This is a genomic window from Neobacillus sp. Fa239 (assembly GCF_055395235.1).
The window spans coordinates 5,206,623-5,231,283 of sequence record NZ_AP041611.1 but is presented as its reverse complement, the minus strand read 5'-3'; the positions used below and the strand labels follow the sequence as shown (position 1 = coordinate 5,231,283).

22 protein-coding genes and 2 pseudogenes are annotated in these 24,661 nt (G+C 33.9%); 15 read left to right on the top strand and 9 right to left on the bottom strand.

The features are described from left to right. Positions 1-119: 119 nt before the first annotated feature. From ACZ5XR_RS25785 to ACZ5XR_RS25745, 9 genes are all read left to right on the top strand, one after another. Positions 120-1,304 (top strand): glycosyltransferase family 4 protein, encoded by a 1,185-nt coding sequence (locus ACZ5XR_RS25785; RefSeq protein ID WP_464499285.1) that lies wholly within the window; start codon positions 120-122, stop codon positions 1,302-1,304. A gap of 146 nt (positions 1,305-1,450) precedes the next feature. Then, complete coding sequence (locus ACZ5XR_RS25780; RefSeq protein WP_464499284.1) at positions 1,451-2,710, top strand: O-antigen polymerase; 1,260 nt, start codon at positions 1,451-1,453, stop codon at positions 2,708-2,710. A 217-nt stretch (positions 2,711-2,927) separates the two neighbouring features. Continuing rightward, positions 2,928-4,406, top strand: a complete 1,479-nt coding sequence (locus ACZ5XR_RS25775) for a flippase (protein ID WP_464499283.1) — start codon at positions 2,928-2,930, stop codon at positions 4,404-4,406. A gap of 198 nt (positions 4,407-4,604) precedes the next feature. Beyond that, the gene (gene rfbA, locus ACZ5XR_RS25770) at positions 4,605-5,483 is read left to right on the top strand and encodes a glucose-1-phosphate thymidylyltransferase RfbA (protein WP_464499282.1); all 879 of its coding nucleotides are present in this window, start codon (positions 4,605-4,607) and stop codon (positions 5,481-5,483) included. A gap of 16 nt (positions 5,484-5,499) precedes the next feature. Beyond that, entirely contained in the window at positions 5,500-6,060 is a 561-nt protein-coding gene (gene rfbC, locus ACZ5XR_RS25765; RefSeq protein WP_464499281.1) for a dTDP-4-dehydrorhamnose 3,5-epimerase, read from the top strand. A gap of 3 nt (positions 6,061-6,063) precedes the next feature. Beyond that, a complete protein-coding gene (gene rfbD / locus ACZ5XR_RS25760) occupies positions 6,064-6,918 on the top strand; it encodes a dTDP-4-dehydrorhamnose reductase (RefSeq protein ID WP_464499280.1) in 855 nt (284 codons plus the stop codon). Next, positions 6,918-7,940: a dTDP-glucose 4,6-dehydratase gene (gene rfbB / locus ACZ5XR_RS25755; RefSeq protein ID WP_464499279.1), complete on the top strand. Its 1,023-nt coding sequence runs from the start codon at positions 6,918-6,920 to the stop codon at positions 7,938-7,940. The genes rfbD and rfbB overlap by 1 nt, the downstream gene beginning before the upstream one ends. A 162-nt stretch (positions 7,941-8,102) precedes the next feature. Next, positions 8,103-9,269: a nucleotide sugar dehydrogenase gene (locus tag ACZ5XR_RS25750; protein ID WP_464499278.1), complete on the top strand. Its 1,167-nt coding sequence runs from the start codon at positions 8,103-8,105 to the stop codon at positions 9,267-9,269. A 906-nt stretch (positions 9,270-10,175) separates the two neighbouring features. Continuing rightward, a complete protein-coding gene (locus tag ACZ5XR_RS25745; RefSeq protein WP_464499277.1) occupies positions 10,176-11,999 on the top strand; it encodes a hypothetical protein in 1,824 nt (607 codons plus the stop codon). Positions 12,000-12,767: 768 nt separating this feature from the next. Here ACZ5XR_RS25745 and ACZ5XR_RS25740 read toward each other — a convergent pair. The 4 genes from ACZ5XR_RS25740 to ACZ5XR_RS25725 all read right to left on the bottom strand — a co-directional run bounded on the left by ACZ5XR_RS25740 (position 12,768) and on the right by ACZ5XR_RS25725 (position 15,640). Then, positions 12,768-13,016, bottom strand: a complete 249-nt coding sequence (locus ACZ5XR_RS25740) for a hypothetical protein (protein ID WP_464499276.1) — start codon at positions 13,014-13,016, stop codon at positions 12,768-12,770. 497 nt (positions 13,017-13,513) lie between these two features. After that, positions 13,514-14,059, bottom strand: coding sequence for a competence protein ComK (locus ACZ5XR_RS25735; RefSeq protein ID WP_464499275.1), 546 nt, complete (start codon positions 14,057-14,059; stop codon positions 13,514-13,516). A gap of 199 nt (positions 14,060-14,258) precedes the next feature. Further along, complete coding sequence (locus ACZ5XR_RS25730; protein ID WP_464499274.1) at positions 14,259-14,504, bottom strand: helix-turn-helix domain-containing protein; 246 nt, start codon at positions 14,502-14,504, stop codon at positions 14,259-14,261. Positions 14,505-14,857: 353 nt separating this feature from the next. Then, entirely contained in the window at positions 14,858-15,640 is a 783-nt protein-coding gene (locus ACZ5XR_RS25725; RefSeq protein WP_464499273.1) for a GNAT family N-acetyltransferase, read from the bottom strand. Between the two features lie 258 nt (positions 15,641-15,898). On the opposite strand from ACZ5XR_RS25725, the gene ACZ5XR_RS25720 reads away from it, so the two are divergent. Next, positions 15,899-16,624 carry a restriction endonuclease gene (locus ACZ5XR_RS25720; protein WP_464499272.1) on the top strand — a complete coding sequence of 242 codons (726 nt, stop codon included), beginning with the start codon at positions 15,899-15,901 and terminating at the stop codon, positions 16,622-16,624. 1,038 nt (positions 16,625-17,662) lie between these two features. Beyond that, positions 17,663-18,640, top strand: a complete 978-nt coding sequence (locus tag ACZ5XR_RS25715) for an LCP family protein (RefSeq protein WP_464499271.1) — start codon at positions 17,663-17,665, stop codon at positions 18,638-18,640. A 277-nt stretch (positions 18,641-18,917) separates the two neighbouring features. Here ACZ5XR_RS25715 and ACZ5XR_RS25710 read toward each other — a convergent pair whose 3' ends face one another. Then, the gene (locus tag ACZ5XR_RS25710; protein WP_464499270.1) at positions 18,918-19,397 is read right to left on the bottom strand and encodes a VanZ family protein; all 480 of its coding nucleotides are present in this window, start codon (positions 19,395-19,397) and stop codon (positions 18,918-18,920) included. A gap of 416 nt (positions 19,398-19,813) precedes the next feature. On the opposite strand from ACZ5XR_RS25710, the gene ACZ5XR_RS25705 reads away from it, so the two are divergent. Beyond that, on the top strand, positions 19,814-20,140 hold the full coding sequence (locus ACZ5XR_RS25705) for a hypothetical protein (protein ID WP_464499269.1): 327 nt from the start codon (positions 19,814-19,816) through the stop codon (positions 20,138-20,140). Positions 20,141-20,167: 27 nt separating this feature from the next. On the opposite strand, the gene ACZ5XR_RS25700 is transcribed toward ACZ5XR_RS25705, so the two are convergent. From ACZ5XR_RS25700 to ACZ5XR_RS25685, 4 genes are all read right to left on the bottom strand, one after another. Continuing rightward, complete coding sequence (locus ACZ5XR_RS25700) at positions 20,168-20,332, bottom strand: hypothetical protein (protein ID WP_464499268.1); 165 nt, start codon at positions 20,330-20,332, stop codon at positions 20,168-20,170. A gap of 408 nt (positions 20,333-20,740) precedes the next feature. After that, positions 20,741-21,046: a hypothetical protein gene (locus ACZ5XR_RS25695; protein WP_464499267.1), complete on the bottom strand. Its 306-nt coding sequence runs from the start codon at positions 21,044-21,046 to the stop codon at positions 20,741-20,743. Next, a complete protein-coding gene (locus ACZ5XR_RS25690; RefSeq protein WP_464499266.1) occupies positions 21,046-21,252 on the bottom strand; it encodes a hypothetical protein in 207 nt (68 codons plus the stop codon). Before ACZ5XR_RS25690 ends, ACZ5XR_RS25695 begins: the two co-directional genes overlap by 1 nt. Positions 21,253-21,262: 10 nt before the next feature. Further along, positions 21,263-21,490 carry a helix-turn-helix transcriptional regulator gene (locus ACZ5XR_RS25685; RefSeq protein ID WP_464499265.1) on the bottom strand — a complete coding sequence of 76 codons (228 nt, stop codon included), beginning with the start codon at positions 21,488-21,490 and terminating at the stop codon, positions 21,263-21,265. Positions 21,491-21,991: 501 nt separating this feature from the next. On the opposite strand from ACZ5XR_RS25685, the pseudogene ACZ5XR_RS25680 reads away from it, so the two are divergent. The 3 genes and pseudogenes from ACZ5XR_RS25680 to ACZ5XR_RS25670 form a co-directional block, all read left to right on the top strand. Next, positions 21,992-22,159, top strand: a pseudogene (locus tag ACZ5XR_RS25680) (RCC1-like domain-containing protein); the annotation flags it as partial. 204 nt (positions 22,160-22,363) lie between these two features. Then, positions 22,364-23,314: an LCP family protein gene (locus ACZ5XR_RS25675; protein ID WP_464499264.1), complete on the top strand. Its 951-nt coding sequence runs from the start codon at positions 22,364-22,366 to the stop codon at positions 23,312-23,314. Between the two features lie 431 nt (positions 23,315-23,745). Further along, positions 23,746-24,621, top strand: a pseudogene (locus tag ACZ5XR_RS25670) (RCC1 domain-containing protein); the annotation flags it as partial. Between the last annotated feature and the right edge of the window lie 40 nt (positions 24,622-24,661).

The window sequence follows — 24,661 nt, the reverse complement described above, 5'->3', positions numbered from 1 at the left end:
CTAAGGAAAAGGTAGAAAAAGTATATTTATTTATATGGATTTTGATAGAGACAGAACAAAATTATTTACTTATGAATAATATTTTGCTTTCCTTTTACAAGAAAAAAAGGAGAATTTTAATGTCAAATTTTAATCATGATAACAAGTTAACGGCATTATTTGTGTTTCATAATTCCGACTTCTACAGTGGAGCTACTCGCTCTTTAATAGATATTCTTGACTCTTATATAAAGAACAATTCGATAAACATTGTTGCGTTATTTCCTAGACAAGGAACAGCGGTAGAGTATTTAACCAAGCAAGGTATTCCGATAATATTTAGTTATTATACGGAATTAGTTGCGCCTATTAATCAAAGTTGGATAAGGAAATTTATTGCATTTCCTATTAGATTGGCACGTTTGTTATCTTCAATTTTCCATATTTATAATTTAAAGGAAACATTAGCTCAATACAAGATAGGCCTAGTATACACAAACACAAGTGTTATCTTTGCTGGGGGATTAATTAGCAAGTTCTTTAAAATCCCACACATTTGGCATTTTCGCGAATTTAGGAGAGAGGATCAACAAATAGATTTCTTTTTTGGAAGAAGGTATTTCTTTAAGTTTGCAAATAAATATGCTAACAAAATAGTAGTTATATCAAAAAGTATGTATCAAAAACATGAAGAAAATATTAATCCAGACAAATTAAGAATTATTTATAATGATATATCACCGAATTTTATTAATCCAAAGCCCCAATTTAATCTAAACAAACGAAATTTACAATTACTGATTACCGGAACTTTGAGTGAAGGTAAAGGTCAATTGGAGGCGTTAAAAGCTGTAAAGATTTTAATAGAAAGAGGTTACGAATTAATACTGAATATTGCAGGTAGTACAAATTGTAAATATTTCGATGTTTTATCTGAATATGTAAATACAAATAAATTACAAAAACATGTTGTTTTTCATGGGCTTGTAAAAGATATGAACGCGCTTAGAAAAGATATGGACATTGGTATTGTTGCTTCAAGGAGTGAGGCATTTGGGCGTGTAACTATTGAAGGTATGCTAAGTTGCATGGTAATGATTGGCCGTAACAGTGCAGGCACAAGTGAATTGATAAAAGATATGGAAACAGGTTTACTATATAGGCCTGACGATTTACACGATTTAGTGGATAAAATAGAATATCTTCATAATAATAGATCTGAAATAGAGCGCATTGGAAAAAGAAGTTTTAAGTACGCAGTTGATAAGTTTACTATAGGGAATTGTAGTAAAGAAATATTAGACCTTTTAAATGAGAATTTATAAAACAAGGAGAATTGTAATTTAAAGATTTAAAAGTGGAAAGAGTGAAGGTGTTCTCTCCCCAACCCAGATAAATAGTAAGCTTTTAAACGAACAGGGTTTATAATATGCAAATTGTGCATCTTTGGATACAAAAAGGAGAGATTGTTTTGCAATATTATATTGTTATATTTTGTATATTAATTGCCTGGTTAGCTAAATTAAAGGAGAAAAACATATACAATCCTCTTACTGGTTTCTTTTTATTTTGGTCTATTATTATCGGATTAGCTTCATTATGCCTATTTGATTTATATGAAACGAGTCAGCATACCTATATTGTTATATCTGTGGGATTGTTTAGCTACTTAATTGGTTACTTAATGATTAAAACAGTTTTTTTTCCTATTAAAAAAATTACTATTAATTCTTATAATACTTTAGAAAAATATAGATTGCGATATAACTTTTTGTATATTGTATATTTTATAACCTTAATATACATGCTTTATCGATCTTTTGACGTATTATTATTGCTTTTAAAGGGCAATTCCTTAAGTAACCTAAGAGGTTCATTTGGCACGACGGTTCTAGGATCATCATGGGAAATTATGTATGAAAATTATGTTAACGAACCATTGCTGTTAATAATGATACCATTGGGAATTATTGACTTTTTCGTTGGAAGAAAAGATAAGAGGTTATTATATTTATCAATTTTATTAGCGACCCTTTCATCGGTAACAAGTGGTGGTAGATTTATATTTTATTATATCTTTGTACATTTTATATTCGCATCACTTATATTCAAAAAGCGTACTAAGATTAGCAAGAAAATTAAACGGACAATTTTTATCACAATAATCGTTGGTATCTCTGCTATTTATGTTGTTACAGTTATGAGAGGAGCGTCTGCCTCTATTACTAAACAAATTTATATTTATTTATCTGGATGTATACCCCATTTGGATTATAGGCTTAAGTTAATAGATGCAAGTCAAGTTTATACAAATGGTTGGACTTTTATGAGTGGTTATTTAAAACCCTTTTTTCAATTAATAAAAAACATTGGATTATTGGATTATCCAAAAGGATATGCAGATTCATTGGTTTTATCTAACGTGGATAACTTCGTTAATATAGGGAAGGGAACTATCTACAATGCGTTTGTAACCCCATTCTTTTATTTTTATTTAGACGGTGGTTTGATTGGGGTTGCTATTTGCTCTTTAATATATGGTGGTATTTGTGCTTATTCATATTGCCTTGTGAAATATAGACCAAATTTAAAAAACATTTCCATTTATTTGATTTTAATTCAGGGTATATTCACAACAATGGTGCGATGGCAATTTACTAATTCTGCGTTTGCTCTTTCATTTATCTTTTTATTATTTGCTTTTAAAAGGCAAAAATATAAAAAAAATTAATAAAGATTTTATCAGGATAAATTCGTGTTAAACTTACACAGTTTGGGATTGGAATAGCCCGATTTATTGCAGGATTTTTAAAAATTCTTAGCAGTATTATAAAGTTTAGTAAATTACGCTAATTTGAAAAATTGTTATTTGCACGGATTTCCTAATAATTAGTGTATAATAATAAATCCTTTTCAGCTTAAGTGTACAACAAGGAGAAAGAATCTTAGTGGAGAAGAATACTTTTGATAATTATAAAAAAAGGCAAAAGTCATTAGCACTAAACGCTTTTTATAATTTTCTCTATATTGGGCTAAATTTGCTTTTTCCATTGATAACTGCGCCTTATGTATCACGAATACTTGGTGCTTCAAATTTGGGAAAGGTAAATCTGGCTACAACAGTTGTTAATTGGTTTGTTTTATTCGCTGCATTCGGAACGACAACCTATGGAGTTCGAGAGGTAGCAAAAACTCGAGATAATAAAGAAAGACTTAGTAAAGTATTTTCGGAACTTGTAATTATCAATGGTACCCTTTCTTTAGTTGCTACTGCAATTTATTTTAGTACTATATTTAATGTTACGACCTTTATTCCTGAGCTATCATTATATCTTATTATGTCCTTAAGTATAATATTAAATTTGTTTGACATTGATTGGTTTTATCAAGGAATTGAAGAATATAGATATATTACAATTAGAAGTTTAATTTTCAAATCCATATCGTTAATTTGTATATTTATTTTTGTAAAGCATACTGAGAATTACGTTATATATGGATTAATTAGTGTAATGGCTACAAGCTTAAGTGGAATCCTAAATTATATTTATAGCAGGAAGATAGTAAAATTTACTTTTAAGGGTATCAATCCATTTAGTCATTTTAAGGGACTGAGCATTTTCTTTTTCTACACTTTTATTGTCAATATTTATACAAATTTAGATCAAGTACTCCTAGGTTTATTTATTAATACTAAAGCCGTTGCATATATGAATAGGAGTAAAATACTTTTAAGTATGGGTATTGCTATATCAACAGCGATATCTAATGTGACCTTACCAAGGGCTTCTTATTATCAACAAAATGATGAAAAGAAATTCAAAGAACTTTTAACAGAAGTACCGAACTTTATTTTATTTATTACTATACCTATTACTGTATCCTTTATTTGTTTAGCAACCAACATAATGTATATTTTAGGTGGTTCAGATTTTCTTAAAGCTGGACCTTTGTTACAGTTAATGGCAATAACAGTAATATGCTCCCCTCTATCTGGGTATCTTCAAAATCAAGTGATTGTAGCAGTCGGAAAAGAAAAAATTGGGTTATATATAGCACTTGTTTCTAGCATTATAAGTTTGTTTTTGAACATAGTATTAATTCCTACTATAGGGATTATAGGCTCTGGAATTGTCCAAGTCATTGCTGAAATTAGTGCGGTTGGTATTAGGCTATATATAGTGAAATATAAATTAAAATATAAAGAGGTAAAATTTATAAGTAAATCTTCTGTTACTTACCTAATTGCAGCGCTAATTATGGGAGGAATGATAGTCTTAATAAGAACTGCTATTAACAATTTGTTTCTTTCATTTGCTGTTGGGGTAATAGTAGGTTGTATTGTTTATATAGCTATCCTACTGATTGCAAGAGAGAAAGTAATAGTATTACTATATCAGAAAATCAGAACTCGCTTTATTGGATAGACCGAATTTTCAATCTCAATAGGTGAAAGTTTTAGGTATTTGTTTTGTAAGAATATAAAAAGCAATGATTCTTTTTATTTGAATTAAATAGTTAAATCGTGGAAAATCAATCTTTTTATAATGAATTTTAGGATATATTTTTATTATAAATTCCCTACTGATTATTGGAAATATTTTAAAACTAAGGAGATATGTAAAGTGAAGGGCATAATATTAGCAGGTGGAAGTGGAACCAGACTTTATCCATTAACAATGGTTACAAGTAAACAGTTACTACCTATTTTTGATAAACCAATGATCTATTATCCACTCTCAACACTAATGCTCGCAGGTATTCGTGATATATTAATCATTTCAACTTCAGAAGATACTCCACGCTTTGAAGCACTTTTAGGTGACGGGACTCAGTTCGGCTTAAATCTTCAATATAAAGTACAGCCAAGCCCTGATGGTTTAGCCCAGGCTTTTTTAATTGGGGAAGAGTTTATTGGACACGATTCAGTTGCTATGATTTTAGGGGACAACATTTATTATGGTAGTGGCATGAGAAAGTTACTTCAACGTGCTGCTAAAAAGGAATCCGGTGCAACAGTATTTGGATACCATGTTCAAGATCCTGAACGTTTTGGTGTCGTAGAGTTTAATGAGAATGGGAAAGTTTTAAGTGTGGAAGAAAAACCAAAGGAACCAAAATCAAATTATGCCATTACTGGTTTGTATTTTTATGACAATCGGATTATCGAAATTGCGAAAAATGTCAAACCGTCTGCTCGTGGCGAGTTAGAAATAACCTCGGTAAATGAAGCATATTTACAAATGGGAGAACTCGAAGTTGAACTTCTTGGACGTGGATTTACATGGCTTGATACTGGAACTCATCAAAGTTTAGTACAAGCAACTAATTTTGTAAAAACAATAGAGGAGCACCAAGGTATAAAAATTGCTGCACTTGAGGAAATTGCATATATAAATGGATGGATTGGAATTGAAAAGCTCCTTGATTCAGGAGAAAAGTTCTCTAAAACAGGTTATGGGCAATATTTATTGAAAGTAGCAAATGGTGCGATTAAGTATTAATTTTGGGGTGACTGAAATGGAAGTTATTGAAACTACTTTACCTGGGGTAAAAATTATTGAACCAAAAATATTTGGTGATCATCGTGGTTGGTTTACGGAGACGTACAATAAATCAATATTTAAGGATGTTGGAATAGATATTGATTTTGTTCAAGATAATCAATCATTTTCTGCAAATAAAGGTACTTTAAGGGGATTACATTACCAGTTGAATCCAAAAGCTCAAACGAAATTGGTCCGTTGCACCAAAGGGATTATATTTGATGTAGCAGTAGATATTCGAAAAGGCAGCCCAACCTTTGGGAAATGGTTTGGGATAGAGCTAAGTGCAGAAAACAAAAAACAGTTATTAATTCCAAAAGGGTTTGCCCATGGATTCATGACATTAACGGATGATATTGAAGTTCAATATAAAGTGGATGAGCTTTATGCTCCAGAATGTGATCGCAGTATTATTTGGAATGATCGTTCTATAGGAATCGAGTGGCCAATCGAAATAACACCGGTATTATCAGTAAAAGATGAAAAAGCCCCCCTTTTGTGTGAGGCTGATAATAATTTTACCTATGGAGAGTAATAGATGAAAATACTAGTTACAGGTTATACTGGTCAGCTTGGTTATGATGTGGTTAAAGAAGGAATAAAACGTGGTTATGAAATGCTGGGTATTGGATCAAAAGATTTAAATATTACTAATGAATTTGCTGTTTATCAATATGTAAAGGATGCAAATCCTGATGCCATTATTCATTGTGGTGCTTATACAGCAGTAGATAAAGCTGAAGATGATCAGGAAAACTGCTGGGATGTAAATGTAAATGGAACAAGGTATTTGGCAAACGCAGCAAAAGAAATAAGTGCTAAGTTCATTTTTATTAGCACCGATTATGTGTTTGATGGAAAGGGCGAAGCCCCATTTGTCGAAATAGATAGCCCCAATCCAGAGGGATATTATGGGAAAACGAAATATGAAGCGGAAAAAGTAGTGCAATCTTTATTATCAAATTGGTTTATTGTAAGAATATCCTGGGTTTTTGGTATAAATGGGCATAATTTTGTTAAAACAATGCTTCGTTTATCAGAAACCCGTAATGAGTTAAATGTTGTGGGTGATCAAGTTGGTTCTCCAACAAATACCTTTGATTTAGCTCGGTTGCTAATTGATATGATCTTAACAAATAAATATGGTATTTATCATGCTACAAATGAAGGGTTTTGCAGTTGGGCAGAGTTTGCTAAGGAAATTTTTCTTCTGGCTGAAAAAAAGGTACAAGTGAATTGCATTACGACAGAGGAATATCCTACAAGAGCGGTTCGTCCGAAAAATTCCCGTTTGTCAAAACAAAAATTAACCGATAGCGGATTCGTACCATTATCGCATTGGAAGGACTCATTAAAACGATACGTAGATCAATTACTAATTGAGGTGAAATAATGGAACGGAAAAAAATTCTTGTAACAGGTGGAGCAGGATTTATTGGCGGAAACTTTGTTCAATATATGGTGAACAAATATCCGCAATATGATATTTATAACCTTGATTTATTAACCTATGCTGGAGACTTAACCAAACACCGTGATTTTGAAAATAAAGAAAATTACTTTTTTGTAAAGGCAGATATTGCAGACCGAGAGACTATTTTGCCGCTGTTTGAAAACCAAAAGTTTGATTATGCTGTTCACTTTGCAGCTGAGAGTCACGTAGATCGTTCTATTACAGACCCAGAAGTTTTTGTTCGTACCAATGTAATAGGTACTCAAGTATTACTAGATGCTGCTAAACAAATTGGGGTAACAAAATTTATTCATGTTTCCACAGATGAAGTATATGGTGAACTTGATTTTGATCCGACTACATTCTTTACGGAAGAAACTCCATTACAGCCAAATAGCCCATATAGTGCAAGTAAAGCATCATCTGACTTATTGGTAAGAGCTTATCATGAAACATTTGGACTTCCAGTTAACATTACTCGTTGTTCCAATAACTATGGACCGTTTCATTTTCCAGAGAAGTTGATTCCATTAACTATCTCTCGTGTTTTAAATGATGAAAAGGTACCAGTGTATGGTGATGGTAAAAATATCCGTGATTGGTTGCATGTACTTGATCATTGTGCAGCTATTGACCTAGTTTTACATGAGGGTATTAATGGTGAAGTTTATAATGTTGGCGGCCATAATGAGCGGTCAAATTTAGAAGTTGTGAAAACAATCATTAGTACTTTAGGTAAATCAGAAGGCTTAATTGAATTTGTAACTGACAGACTTGGACATGATAAACGCTATGCGATTGATCCAACAAAATTAGAGCAGTTAGGTTGGAGGCCAACCTTTACTTTTGAAACTGGAATTGCACAAACCATTAAATGGTACTTGGATAACAAGTGGTGGTGGAAAGAAATTATTAGTGGGGAATATCAGAATTACATTAAGAAGCAGTATTCATTAAGGTAATTAATATTTAATTAAATTATACCGTACCCTTTACAAAGGATACGGTACAATTTAATTTTGATTCCTTTTTCAATACTATTTGAAGAAAAAGCAAAAACTTTACGATAATCATTTTCTATATAAATCATCGTAAAAGATAAATTCAGTGGAGATGTATTGAAAATGAAAATTACAATAGCAGGAACAGGGTATGTGGGATTATCAAATGCAATTCTTTTAGCCCAAAACAATGAAGTAATAGCACTTGACATTATTCAAGATAAAGTAGATATGATTAATAATAAAAGATCACCTATTCTTGATAGTCAGATTGAAGAGTTTTTAGCAACAAAAGAACTAAATTTGATTGCCACAACCGATAATTATATGGCATTTAAAAATGCAGAATATGTTATCATTTCAACACCAACAAACTATGACCCAGAAAAAAACTATTTTAATACGAGAACGGTAGAAGCTGTTATTGCCAATGTACTATCAATTAATCCAGAAGCCATTATGGTGATTAAGTCAACAGTTCCTGTAGGTTATACGGAGAAAGTAAAAGAGAAGTTTGAAACCGAAAATATTATTTTTTCACCAGAGTTTTTAAGAGAAGGAAAAGCACTTTATGATAACTTGTATCCTTCAAGAATTGTTGTTGGAGAACAATCAGATAGAGCTAGGGTATATGCTGATTTACTAGTGGAAGGAGCTTTAAAGGAGGATATTCCTGTCCTGTTTACAAATTCAACAGAAGCGGAGGCAATTAAACTTTTTGCTAATACCTACTTAGCAATGAGAGTTGCATTTTTCAATGAACTGGATTCATATGCAGAATTAAGAGGATTAGATTCGAAGCAAATTATCGATGGGGTAGGGCTCGACCCCCGAATTGGGAATCGTTATAATAATCCTTCCTTTGGTTATGGTGGCTACTGCCTTCCTAAAGATACGAAGCAGTTATTAGCCAATTACGCAGATGTTCCTAATAATATTATGACAGCTATTGTGGATGCCAATCGAACGAGAAAAGATCATATTGCCGAAATGATTATAAAAAGACATCCTCAAATTGTAGGTATCTATAGACTCACCATGAAAATGGATTCAGATAACTTTAGACAGTCAGCTATACAAGGTGTCATGAAGCGCATTAAAGCAAAAGGAATTGAGGTCGTGGTATACGAGCCGGCTCTCCATGAAGAGAAATTCTATAATTCTAGAGTTGTAAATAATTTTGAAGAATTTAAAATTATTAGCGATGTCATCGTGGCAAATAGATTATCAGACGATTTAATGGAAGTTAGAGATAAGGTGTATACAAGGGATTTGTTCAGTAGAGATTAGTTAAATGCAATCTTGAAATATATTCTTGTAAAATTATAATGTTTAAAAAACAATGTTTTTCATAAAATTTTGATTAGAGGTTCCTGTTTCAAGATACTGCCTTTTTTCTCATACCAATAGCGTAAAGTCACTTTTTTCTTGAAAATCTACGCTTTCTGTAAATAAGTTCCTCATTCTCCATTACTGTTATGGATAATTTATTGTATTACTCCTCGTATAATTTCGAGAAAGGAAAAGGCCGTGTCTCCTATTAGTGTAACTGTCCTAAAGCTATACTAATAGGGGCCGTGTCTTAAATAGCACCTATGTTTTTATATCTGATTACAAAATTTTTAAACTACCCAAGTTGGTTTGATTTAGGGACGCAAGGATATACTGCAATTTGGGTATTTAACGGATAAACAATTATAAAGGTCTGGATTTGGAATATTGAATAGGCGTTAATTTAAATAAAGGATTTTTCATAGAGGATTTTAAGGCAGAGTAGTTTGTAAAATAATGCCGGTTTTATTATTTATATTGATGCTAAATTATTTTAACCTTTGCTTTTTAACCACTGTTTTTCATATATAAAGATTGTTTGGATAAAAAGAGAGAAATTATTTTTAGTAAAATAACCCATCAAGAGTTGGAATCCACATTTATTAAAATCATTTGATATTTTACTAGGGTGAGTAGATTTACAGTGATAATTAGAATTACAATTTTTATTACTTGTTTAAAAATTGAAATAGGGATCTTTTTGAAGAACAAAAGCAGGAATTGATTTAGCACTTGGTGAAGAAAATGGGTAAAATTGCATGTTGATAATCCTATGTTTCAATTTCATGGCCCAGAAGCGGAACACTGAGAAGAAATCAATAAAACTTTAAGGTGCAAAATATAATATTGATTTGGAGGCCGATTATGAAACCCAAAAAATTTAATTCTAATAAGAAGCTGAATGATGATGAACGAAGGTACTTCTTATCTGGACTATTTTTTTGGATTCTATCTTTCTTAACTACAATTAAATTTGAAAAGGCTAATACATCGATTTCCCTTTCAAATAATCGAGAAGGAATAAATAAACAGTTAGCTAATAAGACGACACATTATTTAACAATGGATGATTTTGTAACAGGTGCAGCCCCCATCTTTTGGGATAATGTACTACAAGCGATTTTGGAAAAAGTTGCGAATGAAAAGGTAGCTTATACAATTATGTTAAAACCACAAACTTATAAATTTCAAAACACTATCAATATTACGAACTGTTATGGAATACGGTTTGTCGGAAGCAACCCATTAAATACAATTTTCCGTTTTGTTAATAATGCTGTGGATAAACCGTTTATTCTATTGGATAATATGTCAAGTGGTACTGTGTTTGAAAATATACATTTTTATGATGATACAAACCATACCTCAAAAGGCGTAAAACTAACATTTTCAACCGCATTTCCAGGAGTTAATTATCCGAATGCATACAATAATTTTAAATATTGTATCTTTAATAAATTTAAAACTGCGGTTAATTTTACATCAGGTCAACCTTTAGTAGGAGCAACACATGCCTGTTTAGATAGTACTAATTTTGAACATTGTAAATTTTGGAATAATAAGTTAACCTTTTTAAATCAAAATAAACAAGCAGTTAATATTAATTTGTTAGCTTCTGATGTAGAGAACACGGATATTGGGGAACAATATACCCTGATTCGAGATGAAGCAGGTTCACATTTTAATATTTTTGGTGGTAGTTGGATTGGGCAAGGAAAGGTTATTGATTTTTACAGAAATAAAAAAGGAACAAATTTGTTTAATTCTTGTCGTTATTCGTTTAGTAAGACTAGGTTTGAGTTAAGAAGTAATCATATTGGAACGCTAGTAGAATGCTTGGTTGATAGAAAAACCAGTTATTCTGTAAATTTTGCTGCAAAGGTGGATTTTGTTGACTGTATTTTTTATAAACAAGCTTCATCTATTACTTTAAATAAAACAATGCGAATTGCCTTTAGTATCAATAATTGTGATGTGTACACTGGAGATATTACGGTATACGATTACCCAACGGCTGGTCTTGAAGGAGAAGCTAGATTTGGTTCTTCTACCATGATAAATATTCAAAACAGCAAAGGTTTCCTTTTTTTGGAATCTCAGACATCTCCTTTTGGAAAGTGGAGTAAAAGAAATAGTTCTATTACCAAAATAGAAAATAATTCTGGGAATGACACCAATGTACTAAATACGGTTGATTCAGACGGATTCTATTCTTTAAATAGTTCCATGTTCAAATATAATCACATGGGCTTTGGCCTAAACATGGTATCAGCCGGAAAAATTATCTTCAATGATAATGCAACATTGGGAGGTACTACATTAATAAATGTAAAATTCAAACTTCCATACAATGCTAGACCGATAAAAGCCTTTTGTTATAAACACCCAATTCGATTAGCAGAAAACTTTGTTTTTCAAGTGTATATTGTAAAAGACAAAAGTTATTGGACCAATCCTAGTAGTTTTAATGTTTCAACCGATGGAATTTTAGTAGCAACAATGGATACAACAGGAAAAGCAGGTTATTTTGAAAGTGTGGTACAAATTACTACTAACGACATGGGAGATTATTTAAAAGTCGGTGAAACTCAAAATGCGACTTGGACATGGCAAGAAGGGCGTATTTATTTTGCAACATCAGGATATACACATAACTTCGCAGGATTTCTGGGAATGGAATATATTTGATTTGTAATTTATGAGAAAACAGTGCTCCTTTTTAGAGGATTAATTGTACGCTGGGGCTTGGAGGGAATTAAATACCGAAATAATAGCCTTTTCAGTAAAATCACTCCAACCGAACAAAGAGATTCATCTGTAGCCATTGTGAAATTGGAATACTGGCGATATTTCTTTTTGCCACAATTACTGCCTATGTTATTTTTGGAAGTTTATCAGGAGTCATAGATGAGGGATGTCGTTACTTGGAGATAGATTTTGGGATCCTACAGCCCCTATATTTCTCTTTTAGGCTATCGTCTTATGAAGAGGCGGTATCGACCAATTAAATCATATTTGTTTGAACAAAATATGCTAAAAAAAACCATGGGGACGGTTCTAACATGGGTCATTCGGAAGTTTTGCTCAAGTAGAGGAGAACTAAATATAATTAGAAGTTTAATAAACAGAGGGAATCATAACTTTGAAATACATCGCAAAATTCTTGAATGCCCTAGCAAGAAGGAAGTCGAAAAGTTTTTTATGCTATAAATGTTATTGATATATTATATAGTCCATAAATTGACGGTATTAGGTGTCCGTAGTTTGACGGAATTACTGTCCAACCGTATTTTTGAAAAAAGGGAGAATCAAGATAATTCTCCCTCAATAACCCGTTTAACCATGTGATCATCTATTATTCGAAATCCGTTCTGTGACCCATAAAGCAAACAATGAGTACATAACTTATTTATAAGCCTTGCGGCTTTCCTATCGGTTATAGATTGCCCAGCATTTTCAGTGTAGAGTTTGGTTAAACACCGCCATTAATTCACGCAGCTCCTTAATGGCTAAATCTATACTCGTCTGCTCATCTTCATGGAAATTCGACCCTAATAAATCCTCCTGATGAAGATGCGAATTCCTTGCAAAACTGTGATAACCTTCGGGAACTTTAAATACTTCAACCGTTATTGTGAGTCCTTTGTGTTCAGTTATTTGAACAATCTCAAGTGTCTCAACAATTTCTTTTGATTTTGTTTTCATCGGATACACCTTTTCTATTTTAATATTTAACTTATAGCGGCAGCGTGGCTAATTGCCAGATTAGTAATAATAGGTCTTTTTAAAGAAAATTCAAGATGACTCTTAAAAATTCCTCTGTTAATCGAGATTGTCCACATTTTCTTAACATTTAGAGGATCGCATCTTTCGACCGTTTTCTTACAGGATTGATCTGAAAAATCCCGCTGCAAATAGCTTTTGGCAAAATTTAATCAAACGTTTGATCAATAAGACTTTTTGTCAAATGAGAGGAAAAATTGTAAGAATGAAAATTTTTTGTTGGTTTTGATAGATTAATAGAAGAACAAGGACGATGTAATCGACAAAAAATGTTCTTGCTCATACGTAAAAATTCGTTTCTCCCAAGGGCTCAGGCTGTTTTTAATCAATCGTTTTATTAAAAGGGAATAGTGGAGTTTATGGTCGAAAAAGAAGGTCAGTGCTCTTATCCACTTAGATAAAGACACTGACCTTTGACTTTATCGCTGTTCTATTTTATTTCGGGATTTCCGTTTTTTCTGCTTTGGTTTCTGCTTCGGTTCGATCACAAAGGATATGGGGTGTGTCCCTGCCTCGATGGTAAGATGTTTCAATTGCTCTGCCGTCTGCAGCTTGGTATTAAAGGCAGAGAGTCTGCAAGGAAACATAATGGCATTCCCATTTCGAAACTCAACAAGTGTATTCCCATTTATGCTGCTTGTTCTGGCAATGTGAGCGGGGTTGAACCAGATGGCTTCTTCATGATGGGCAGATTTGGTTGGGAACACACAAATTTTTAAAATAGGATTGATCATGACCGGACACATTTGCGCCACACCTGTGATCCATTTAGCGGTTGCCATGGCACCTTTTAAGTCAAAGCCGATATTTTTAATCGTGTCCTCTAATATTTCTAATGGTGCTTTGTCCACAATAAAGGTTCTGTCTATTTCATTCACCTTCGTACATAACTTGGCGGTTCGATCGTAAAAGCCTATCATATACCTCATATGCTGATTGATAATATAACTTTTTTCTATGAACAACTGATTCATCTCCTAGCGAACTATTTCATTTGAATTATTTTTGAAAAAGGATATACTATCAATTAGTTAGTAATCCTAACTGCTGACCAAGAGCTGTCTTCCCAGGACAACCAATGCTCTTGGTTATTTTATTTTTTCTATCACACCTTCCTCACCACCTCATCATTTTGAACAACAGGGGAATTTTAATCGTGATGATTTAATACCCATTTTCTCTATCGGCCATTTCTCCGAGTTTATGAAACAATTCAGAGGGTCTTACATTCAGGTTTTTCGCAAGAGTAACAGTCCGTTCATAATTTGGTTTTGTTTTATCTAGTTCAAGGTTACTCAAATATTTACGACTGAATTTGCAATTATGAGCAAGCTCCTCTTGTGCAAGCATACTAGCCTTTCTCAATCTAAATAGTAACTCTCCGAAGGTAATGGTCTTATTGGGTTCCATAGTTTTTCCCCTTTTTAAAACCATTACATAATTAGATTGGAAATCACTCCACGTACTGAGGGTTACAGATTTTTGTATAGATAAAAATTGTTTCCTTAGGGAAAATTAAGTGTTGGCAATTAACCATTATCTTCCTGGATTTCACTCACTTAGTTAGTGTAAACTTATGAAAATTTAGAAAAAAACCATGAAAAGAGATAGAAAAGGGATTCCTTTGATAGAATTGTAAATTTTGTCCATTAATCGACAATTTACTTGAAGAGGGGACAGGGCTCCTCGATAATTGTCGATTTTTGCCATACTAGCAGGAGGAAAAAAATATCTCAGCTTTTGCTTATAAGGGCAAATAGTTATTAATCCATTTGATCCATTTCCGTAAACAACTCAAAATAAAAGAGGTCATCCAATTTTTTATCCAAGATTCCATAGAAGTAGGCGATGGGTTTTTGGATTTTTTTGTTGGATTTAAGCTTGCTGATCAGCTGCTTAAAGGATGCGATGGCTGTGGTCAGGACTTGTTCTTTTTTATTCTCAAAATTATTACGCCATGCTGCAATTTCGGCCATTCTCCAAAATTCTTCAATCGTCTTTGCTTCACTATAAAAATATTTCACTAACTGCACAAAAGGCTGTGGAACCCGATCATTTGTAAATGTGTGATCTAATTCTAACGGTTCTTCTTTACGTATATTTATTTCTTTTTTATTAGTTTTATAAAGATTAATAGTTTTATTAGGGCGGTTCAATTCTTCCTGTTTAGGTGGTTCATTCTTAGGAACACGATTAAATATGTATAGGTTGCTGGACTGTGAGCCGTTTTTTCTTTCGGTTTCATAAACAGTAATGATCCCAAAATCAATCGCTTTTTGGATCATTCGTTTAAACGTGGAGCGGGAAATGCCATGGTCTTGATATTCCTCGTGAATCGCTTTTAAGATTGTTCCAATTTTGGCATTGCAGACTCCAGGGATTTTTGCAGAAAAACTGACCAATCGCTTTAACCCGACTAGTTCCCCTTTTGTAAATTCATGTTTGTAATCTAGCAGCCACATTTCCATATGACGATTAAATTCTGTAAGACTTTCAAATTGGGAATAATCCCCAAAACGTTCAATTTGGCCTGATTTTAAATTCATTTAATTGCACCTCCCTTTCACTTTCTATATAGAGAGGGGGGAAGGTAAAGGGCATGGTGTGTGGTTGGTATCTATGACAGGTTTGTGTCTGTCGGTATATTTTAGGTATTCGTTAATGGAAGGGGATAAATTTGCTCGCAATTTGCCCCAGTTTTACCTTTGACTTTGCAAACAAAGGAAGAAAAATGATGAAATTTGTAGTTTTAAAGATATATAATAGGAGTGTGGGAATTATTTGGAAATGATGGAGTGGTGTTCATGAGTGGAAGGAGATCAAAAAAGCAACAAAAGCAGCTAGAAGAGGGGTTATATGGATTATTTCTTTTAATAGCTGCAACATCATATATTTATACTAGGAGTCTTATGCAGACAGCTATTTATGTAGGACTGGCAATGTTTTTAGTAACATCCGTGTTCATTTATCAAAACAAAAAGCGTAAGAAGAGATTGAGAGAATCTGGTATTGATGAGATTGATGCAATGGAAGGTATTCAATTTGAGTATTACTTGAAGGAGTTATATCTCTCAAAAGGATATACAGCAGAGGTAACAAATGCTAGTGGAGATTATGGCGGCGATTTGCTGCTTTCTAAGGATGGTAAAAAGTTTATTGTTCAAGCAAAACGTCACTCGAAGAATGTTGGCATAAAAGCTGTCCAAGAAGTGATTGGCGCAAAAGCTTATTATTCAGGAGACGAAGCATGGGTCGTGTCCAACAGCTATTTTACAAAGGCAGCTAGAGAACTTGCTAATAAAAGTAAGGTTACGTTAATAGATCGTGATCAGTTAATCGATTTAATATTACGAATGAATCCTGCTATCAAAAATCAAATTTTACTAGAAAAGTCGATAAATAATTCTGGGAGTCCAGTATTAAAATGCAACAGATGTGGCAGCCCAATGATGTTAAGAACCGGTAAAAGGGGCCATTTTTATGGATGTAGTAACTATCCAAAATGCCGTTATACGGAAAATGCTATGTGATTTATTACTGGAAAGCCATGGGGAGTTTTCAGTTCATGAGTAAATTTCCGAAAGTATTGTTTAAGGGAACGCTACAGGGACGGTTTAAGGTACAGAGAGGAATGTTATTTTCAGAAGTAAGCAGTTGCACGGACTGTCAGGATAAGTAAAAGTATAAGCGGGACCAAAGATAGGTATCAAAATAAGGATCTTGGGATTAGAGTTCTCCAGGTTCGTAAATTTGGATAAGGTAAAATGGAACATGTAATTCAAACATAAAAGGGGAGCTCCAAAGTCACTTTTGTGGCTCCTTTTTGGTAAGACCCTGGGATTGGTAATATAGTCTAAGTGTGTCTATAAAACTGTATTTTAAGATCTTGCAAATAGTTAAGTCAATATTTTTATCCAGCCGAAAAAAGCAAGCCATAAGAAAATACTAAAAGCAGTTCCCCAAAATAAACCAGTAAAAAAGTTTCCTTCATTCTCCATGAAAATCTACTCCTAATTCAGATGTAAATTACCAATTCTTTTTTTAATAATGTTCGATTTAATATATTTTTGTGAATGTTTTTAAAGAAAATAGGTAAATAAAATTGAATATCAACATGCCTGAATTAAGTTAGTAACCAATAGATACGAGAGGAATATTTTATAATTAAATGAATGCAGGACCCGGGAACTATATTTCTTATTAAAATAACAAATAAATGATAGAAAGAAAGGAGAATGCTGTCGGAGGGGAAAAAATGTTTTCGACATGAGGTTGTTATGGTTTTACCTTTGACAAATTGGTGAATAACTCATTGGAATTTTCCCGTAATATCAGGGATGAGTTGAATAATGCCAGTTCTTCGACAGTTTATTTCAACAATTTGATGAAAAATCCTTTTGTTTAAAGGGCGTTAGCAAATTTAATCAAGCGTTTGATTAAAATCGAAATGTAGGCATTCTTGTCCGAAAATTATTTTTCAATTATAAACCCTATGCCTCTTGTATAGTGTAAAATTATTTTATGAATTATAAATTTTTAGAAATACATAGTATTTGATTGGAGGCATTATGCGAAAAAAAGGCATTTGGAAGGTCATTGGTTTTAGCTTTTTAGGAATTGTCATTGTTATCGCGGCAGCTATTGGAATTGAAGCCTATCAGCTTCAGCCAAAGAATCACTTTAAGAATATTCCTGTTATTGCAACGGGGACGACAGGAACTTCTGGGACGCATAACACTACAGGGAAGACAAAGCAGACGAGCAATGCAAATTCTTCTGGATTTAATATTTTATTGATGGGATCAGACGAGCGGCCAGGTGAAACGATTGGACATTCCGACACAATGGTGCTGATGCATGTTGATTTGAGCAACAATCAAGTAGACGCAGTGAGTATTCCGCGTGACACACGTGTTCATTTAAATGGTTATGGCTATACAAAATTAACAAGTGTCCAATACATTCTGCAAGCAACCAAAGGCCCTAAGCAAGGGATTGAAGAGTCCGTAAAAGCGATTAGTGAATTCACCGGAGTGCCGATCAATTATTATGTTGAGACCAATTTTGAGGGACTCAAATCGATGGTTGATACAATGGGTGGTATCGAAATTTACGTACCTACAAATGAGAAGATTAACAATCAAATGCTAAATGCAGGCACCCACTTCTTGGATGGAAATATGGTTTTAGGCCTTGCTCGTGAGCGCCATTCCCTTGCGAATGGGGATTATGGACGGCAGGAGCTGCAATTGCAGGCTTTAAAAGGAATTGCAAAGCAAGCAATGAAGCCCGAAAACATGACAAAATTGCCGTCACTTGTCAACTCCCTTTCAAAATATATGATTGGCACCAATATGTCGACACAGGATATGTTAAGCCTAGGTCTTGCGATGAAAAATATCGATCCAAACAAACAATTACATTACCATCAGCTCTATGGAAAAGGTAAAAGTATGTACGATGATATCCTGAAGGCATACAACGACCAAATTGTAATTGATCCGAAAGAAATGAAAAATATCATAGCTAAATATTTTCAGAGCTAGGGTTAGTTTGTCACTAATTTAATGGATAAAGAACGCAGGTTACTAACGGTTAAACTATCAATTATAGAGGAAATAGAAAAGTCATTTGAGATATTTTCAAATGACTTTTCTTATGCTGCTTTATCATGGCCAAAATGGTATGACGACGAAACAAAAAAAACCATAGGGACAGTTCTTGTGGCATTTACAGGTCTTTTGCTAGATCCAATATAGTAACGTAAGAACTGTCCCTCCTGGAACCGTCTTACTGAACTAGAAGAAAAATCAGTATTTTATTTTACAATACTGATTTTTTATCGAATTCCATAAACCAATTTTTGGCCTTTGGTTTATTTAAAATGTAGTAGATTGCAAAAGCACCTAGAGAATCAATGATGACATCATATAATCTTCCGTCTCTTTCAAAAAAGAGCTGTAGGATCTCTGTAGTGAGAGCAAATAAAATCGATGCTGCTAGGGAACATTTATGGTTTCTGATCCAATTAAAAATTAGAAAATCAAAAATGGCAAATCCAGTGAAATGTCCTAATTTTATGATAATAAAGTATTGGTGTATCTCAGTTATATCACTGAGGTTAAAGAATGAGAGGAAGTTGGGAGTAGGATTCCAGGTGAAACCAATCGATTTTAGGCTTAACAAAGCCCCTAAATTGTCTGTCCATATTTGTATTCCTAAATAGATGCTCCATATGATAATAAGAAGTTTTTTATGTTTCAAGATATTTTTAATATAATGGTTGACTACTTGGGGAAGCATATTGGTACCAACTTTCAATTTTTATTCCGAAATTATATACCCATGTAAGGTATTTTTCAAATTAAAATCACATTAATAGAGACGGTTCTTGTAGATTTACAGGTCTTTTGCGAGATCCATTACAGGAACCGTAATGGCCGTCTCCTAGTTGAGGGGAAAAACCACTATACTTAGAGAGTTTGTTCAGCTATCAGGCTCTCGTAACGCCAGACAGCGATCCAAGGGAACGGTTCTGGTGGCTAACATAAGCCATGAGAACCGTCTCTGTGGTGTTGAGATAGTTCTTTTTAATTAATAAAATTACTTATTACAACAATAATTATGTTTCTAAAGTCGCGAATTGTTTGATAATTACTATTGATAGATTATTGGCTATATGGTAGAATTTAGGAAATAAGTATAGGGAGTGATATTTTATGAAATCATACTTCCAAAGACTTTACAAAATAGTAGTTTCTATCTTTCATTATTTTTTTCCAGAGGATATTACTAAGCCAAAGAGAACAGCTTTAGAACTTCTAATAAGTGCTTCCATTTGTGATACTATGGATTTTGTTGTAAAACAATCAAATATCTATAATAGTAGTTGTAAGGAAATAACTGAACAGCCTGTTATCCAGAAGAAGGAACAGATACTTCCCAATGCTCCAATAATACCAGACATAAAAAAGCAGTTTCGAATTTGGTCAGCAAATATGAGAGAATATGACTCTATTAGGAACCGTTTATTAGATTCAGTATGATATAAGTCCAGTGCTTTCGCTAATCACTTATATAGATTGTTCTTTATAAATCTCAATCGCTTCTAATTCGCCTTTTGTTTCCAGTTCCTCAGGATCCATATGTCTTATGATTGTATAGGCTTCATCCTGTGATTCTGCCTCAACTTCTATGTAATAATCCCGGTAAACTGTAACAGCTGAATTGCATTTCATCTTCAAAGAAACCACCTCATCATATTTTTAGTTGAACAAGATGTTATGTAGGTGATTTCTCATAAACTCTTTATGTAATTAGTGGCATCCCACAAAAATAAAGAAGCATTTGCAATTCAGCAAACGCTTCATGAGGAAAAAAGTTTTGGTTGTACTGATAAGGTATGTCCCAAAACAAAAAGTGACTGGGACAAGTGCCAAATTCACGTTACGAAATCTGCGTTAGGCATCGATTTTTTAAAAAGATAGCTTCAGCATTAACCTAAGCAAATCGTAAAAAGGTGACTAAGTTTTAAATTAGTCACCTTTTTCTTTTTCAATTCGTTTTATGATTCCGTTTAAATCCCTATAAATCCGCTTTCCAGTAAACCGAAGGACTTTCCATCCATTCTTTTTAAGTAGGTATTTTTACGCCTGTCGTGGGATTTCTGCTCCGGGGTAGAGTGGGTAATCTGCTCCGTCGCATTCAATGGCTATGTGATGTGCCGGAAGAGCTATATCAATGCTATATTTTCTGCAGGGAACCTGTGTCCTTATGTATTCACCTCTTGCCTTTAATGCATCGTATAGCCGAAACTCAATTGATGACTCGCATTTGTTCCTTTCCGGATCGGCAACGAATGCTTCTTTTGGCTTTTTCCTATGAAGCAGGTGTAGAATGATGGCCAGGATGAAAGGGTCGAAAAATACAAAGTATTCAATTACCAACGCCATTAGGGAGTTAACTCACATTCGTTTAGAGCAGCGGTTAATTTGGAATTATAGCTTTCCAGTTCATTCTGAAGCTTTGCTATATATTCTGTTAACGCCATTCTAACGATTATTGGATAGTATCGATTATTGAGCTCGTATATGGATTCTTCAATATCCATCTTTTTAACAGCAATGATTTTATTTAATTCATTTAATCTAGGATTCATTTTTATCCCCCTACATGTCAAAGAAATCATCATAATTTACGCGGCTATCAAGTTTTTTAAGGAAGTTAATGATTTTCCTCGCTGTACCCATCGTTGGTTGATGCTCATCACTGGAACATAACCGGCTAATTGTAGCCCTGCTCACTCCTGAATTCTCCAATTCCTTCTGACTAATCCCGTGCTGATCAATATAACGACCCAACCTCGATCTGTCCTTACCAATCCCAAACCACTTCATGTTCTTTGCACTCTCCCAAACTATCTTTTAATAGCTACAGGATGGACAACTTTTTCATAGTTTATTCAAAAGTTTCATCTCTGAAATTTTTTTACATAGATGATGCAACATGGACAAAAAAGTGCCACTATACTATGTATTACAAACGTGACGCCCGCCCAACTTTCAACCTGAAAAGGTGTTACCAATGAAATAGAAGGATGCTGATTCTATGGAAGATGGGAAAAACTCATTCAGATTTTGAAAGAATTTTTTGTTGGTTTTGATAGATTGGTAGGAGAATCAACACGAAGTATTCGACAAAAAATTTTCTAGGAAATAAGAAAAAGTTCGTTTTTCCCAAGGGATTTGGCAGTTTTTAATCAATCGTTTGATTAAAAGGGGATGATGGAGTTTTTGGTCGAAAACACACAACCATACAGTTGCTTACATTTGACGAGAAACCGCAAATTTACATATACTTGTCAGATAATTGCAGGGTTATTATATAGGAGGTAGAACATGGATTACATTTCACCGAAAGAAGCGGTGTTAAAGGTGATAAGGTGGCCTAAAGAATCAATAGCGGCGGGTCGTCGTCATACCGTTGGGCTTAAATCTGACGGAAAGGTGACGGCTGTGGGTGATCATAAATATGGACAATGTGATGTAAGTGGCTGGCGCGGCATCCAACTGCCCGGCAATTAGTTCTTAAAAACAACACAAGCCGGAGAATCACTGAACGAGTTAAAAAGCTTTGTTTTAGAAATAAGGATATGCCATTAAAGGGCGAGTTTAGCATAATAGAAAATGGAAAGATTAAGTCGATGTAAGTCTTCACAAATGGGTGTAAAATATTTAGTGTTGTAGAGATTGAGAACCAGTGGAGGATTTATGAAGAAAAAAAGAAAATGGAAAATGATTGGTTATAGTTTTTTAGGACTCATCATTATTGCTGTTGCAGCTGTGGGATTTGAATACAATCAGCTTCAGCCGCAGAATCACTTTAAAACTATTCCCGTAGTGAACTCGGGAGCGATAGGAAAGACAAAACAGCAAAGCAATCCGAAAGATCCTAATTTTAATATTTTGATCATGGGTTCGGACGAGAGACCAGGTCAAACCGTTGGGCATTCCGACACCATGCTACTTGCGCATGTGGATTTAGGAAAAAATCAAATCAATGCGATCAGCATTCCGCGTGATTCTCGTGTTCATTTAGACGGCTATGGTTACACAAAACTTACCAGTGTCCAATATATTTTGCAGTCCACCAAAGGCTCTAAGCAAGGGATTGAAGGAGCGGTCAAGGCGATTAGTGATTTTACCGGTGTGCCGATTAACTATTATGTGGAAACCAATTTTGAGGGACTGCAATCGATGATTGATACAATGGGCGGGATCCAAATGAATGTACCGACCAATGTAAAGATAGGATCTCAGGTGATCTCGGCCGGTTCTCATTTCTTGGACGGTCAAACGGTATTATCTCTTGCCCGTGAACGTCATTCTCTGGCCAATGGAGATTACGGACGGCAGCAACTTCAATTGGAAGCGTTAAAAGGAATTGCCAAAGAAGCTTTAAAGCCAGCTCAAATTACTAAGCTGCCATCACTTGTCAATTCCGTTTCCCAATATATGATTGGCACCAATATGTCGACATCCGATATGGTCAGTCTTGGTCTTGCGATGAAAGACTTTAATCCAAGCAATCAACTACACTACCAACAACTTAGTGGGGTTGGCAGGAGTATGTACGATGATATTTTAAAGGCAAATAATGATCAGATCGTGATTGATCAACAGAAAATGAAAAGTATTATCGCGAAGTATTTTCAGAGTTAAGTAATGTATTTAGGACGTAGAACATGGTGTTTTTTTACGCTATGTTTTACGTCTTTTTTTTAATCCAGTAATGATGAAAGTCAAGAATTTACCGAGGATACCAAGGGGTTAAGCATTTCTTACGGGTGTTTTTCAATTCCCATTTTATTCAATAAATAGATTTATCTACTATCTTTTAGTTCAAATAAAATATATTAGTTAATATTATGATATGGTAATATTTACTCATATAAGGGTATTAATGGTTTTTATAATAATCTACTAATTTTTTTTCAATTTTAATATTTAGGAAAGGGTGGACGTAAGTAATTTTAGTAAAAATCGTATAGTTAATAAAAAAATATTGGAGATATAATATGAGGAGAAAATTAAAAGTTATTAGTTTAGTACTATTAAGCAGCATTTTGTTTAATATATTGCCTTTAGGATGGATGCAGAACTTTTTTCCTATACAACAAGCAAAAGCAGATACTAACCTTACTAGAGAGGATTTTAAAAAGTTTGAAGGTTCCATTTCAGCTGGTGGGAACTACGATGGCAGTCAAACAGTTATGTTACAAAATGATGGAACAGTTACTTGTGTTGGTTATAACAATGATGGAGAATGCAATGTAGATAATTGGAGAAACATTGTTGCAGTTTCAACAAGTTTTACTCATACAGTAGGTTTAAAAAGTGATGGCACTGTCGTAGCTGTGGGTGACAATGGTGCTGGACAACTTAATGTAAGTGATTGGAAAGATATCGTTGCAGTTTCTGCTGGAGCTGCGTTTACAGTTGGTTTAAAAAAGGATGGAACGGTGGTAGCAACCGGTAATAATTACTATGGACAAATAAATGTAAGTGACTGGAAGGATATAACTTCAATCTCAGCAGGTTTCTATCAAACCGTGGGCTTAAAAAAAGATGGAACGGTGGTAGCGACTGGAAATAGTGGACATGGGGAAAATAATGTAAGTGGCTGGCAGGATATAGTAGCCATCTCAGCAGGTTATTTGGAAACAGTAGGACTAAAGAGTGATGGAACTGTTGTGGCGGTAGGAAACAATGATAGTGGCCAATTGAATGTAGGTGATTGGAATAATATCGTTTCAGTGTCCGCGGGTTACTATGAAACTGTCGGCTTAAAAAGCGATGGAACCGTAGTCGCTATTGGAAGTAATCAATATGGACAGACAAATGTAAGTGATTGGAATGACATTGTTGCAGTCGCAGCTGGACGTGATCAGACCATTGGTTTAAAAAGTGATGGTACATATGTTGCAGTGGGGTACAATCTGCGTGGTCAAACGAACGTAAGTAGTTGGGATAATTATAATGCTGTATCTTCTGGCACCGATCAAGTAG

Bases quoted from the DNA above. Each gene is read 5' to 3' on its own strand.
- ACZ5XR_RS25785 (WP_464499285.1), top strand. From the start codon at position 120: ATGTCAAATTTTAATCATGATAACAAGTTAACGGCATTATTTGTGTTT.
- rfbC (WP_464499281.1), top strand. From the start codon at position 5,500: ATGGAAGTTATTGAAACTACTTTACCTGGGGTAAAAATTATTGAACCA.
- rfbD (WP_464499280.1), top strand. From the start codon at position 6,064: ATGAAAATACTAGTTACAGGTTATACTGGTCAGCTTGGTTATGATGTG.
- rfbB (WP_464499279.1), top strand. From the start codon at position 6,918: ATGGAACGGAAAAAAATTCTTGTAACAGGTGGAGCAGGATTTATTGGC.
- ACZ5XR_RS25750 (WP_464499278.1), top strand. From the start codon at position 8,103: ATGAAAATTACAATAGCAGGAACAGGGTATGTGGGATTATCAAATGCA.
- ACZ5XR_RS25745 (WP_464499277.1), top strand. From the start codon at position 10,176: ATGAAACCCAAAAAATTTAATTCTAATAAGAAGCTGAATGATGATGAA.
- ACZ5XR_RS25740 (WP_464499276.1), bottom strand. From the start codon at position 13,016: ATGAAAACAAAATCAAAAGAAATTGTTGAGACACTTGAGATTGTTCAA.
- ACZ5XR_RS25730 (WP_464499274.1), bottom strand. From the start codon at position 14,504: ATGGAACCCAATAAGACCATTACCTTCGGAGAGTTACTATTTAGATTG.
- ACZ5XR_RS25725 (WP_464499273.1), bottom strand. From the start codon at position 15,640: ATGAATTTAAAATCAGGCCAAATTGAACGTTTTGGGGATTATTCCCAA.
- ACZ5XR_RS25720 (WP_464499272.1), top strand. From the start codon at position 15,899: ATGAGTGGAAGGAGATCAAAAAAGCAACAAAAGCAGCTAGAAGAGGGG.
- ACZ5XR_RS25715 (WP_464499271.1), top strand. From the start codon at position 17,663: ATGCGAAAAAAAGGCATTTGGAAGGTCATTGGTTTTAGCTTTTTAGGA.
- ACZ5XR_RS25710 (WP_464499270.1), bottom strand. From the start codon at position 19,397: ATGCTTCCCCAAGTAGTCAACCATTATATTAAAAATATCTTGAAACAT.
- ACZ5XR_RS25705 (WP_464499269.1), top strand. From the start codon at position 19,814: ATGAAATCATACTTCCAAAGACTTTACAAAATAGTAGTTTCTATCTTT.
- ACZ5XR_RS25700 (WP_464499268.1), bottom strand. From the start codon at position 20,332: ATGAAATGCAATTCAGCTGTTACAGTTTACCGGGATTATTACATAGAA.
- ACZ5XR_RS25695 (WP_464499267.1), bottom strand. From the start codon at position 21,046: ATGGCGTTGGTAATTGAATACTTTGTATTTTTCGACCCTTTCATCCTG.
- ACZ5XR_RS25690 (WP_464499266.1), bottom strand. From the start codon at position 21,252: ATGAATCCTAGATTAAATGAATTAAATAAAATCATTGCTGTTAAAAAG.
- ACZ5XR_RS25685 (WP_464499265.1), bottom strand. From the start codon at position 21,490: ATGAAGTGGTTTGGGATTGGTAAGGACAGATCGAGGTTGGGTCGTTAT.
- ACZ5XR_RS25675 (WP_464499264.1), top strand. From the start codon at position 22,364: ATGAAGAAAAAAAGAAAATGGAAAATGATTGGTTATAGTTTTTTAGGA.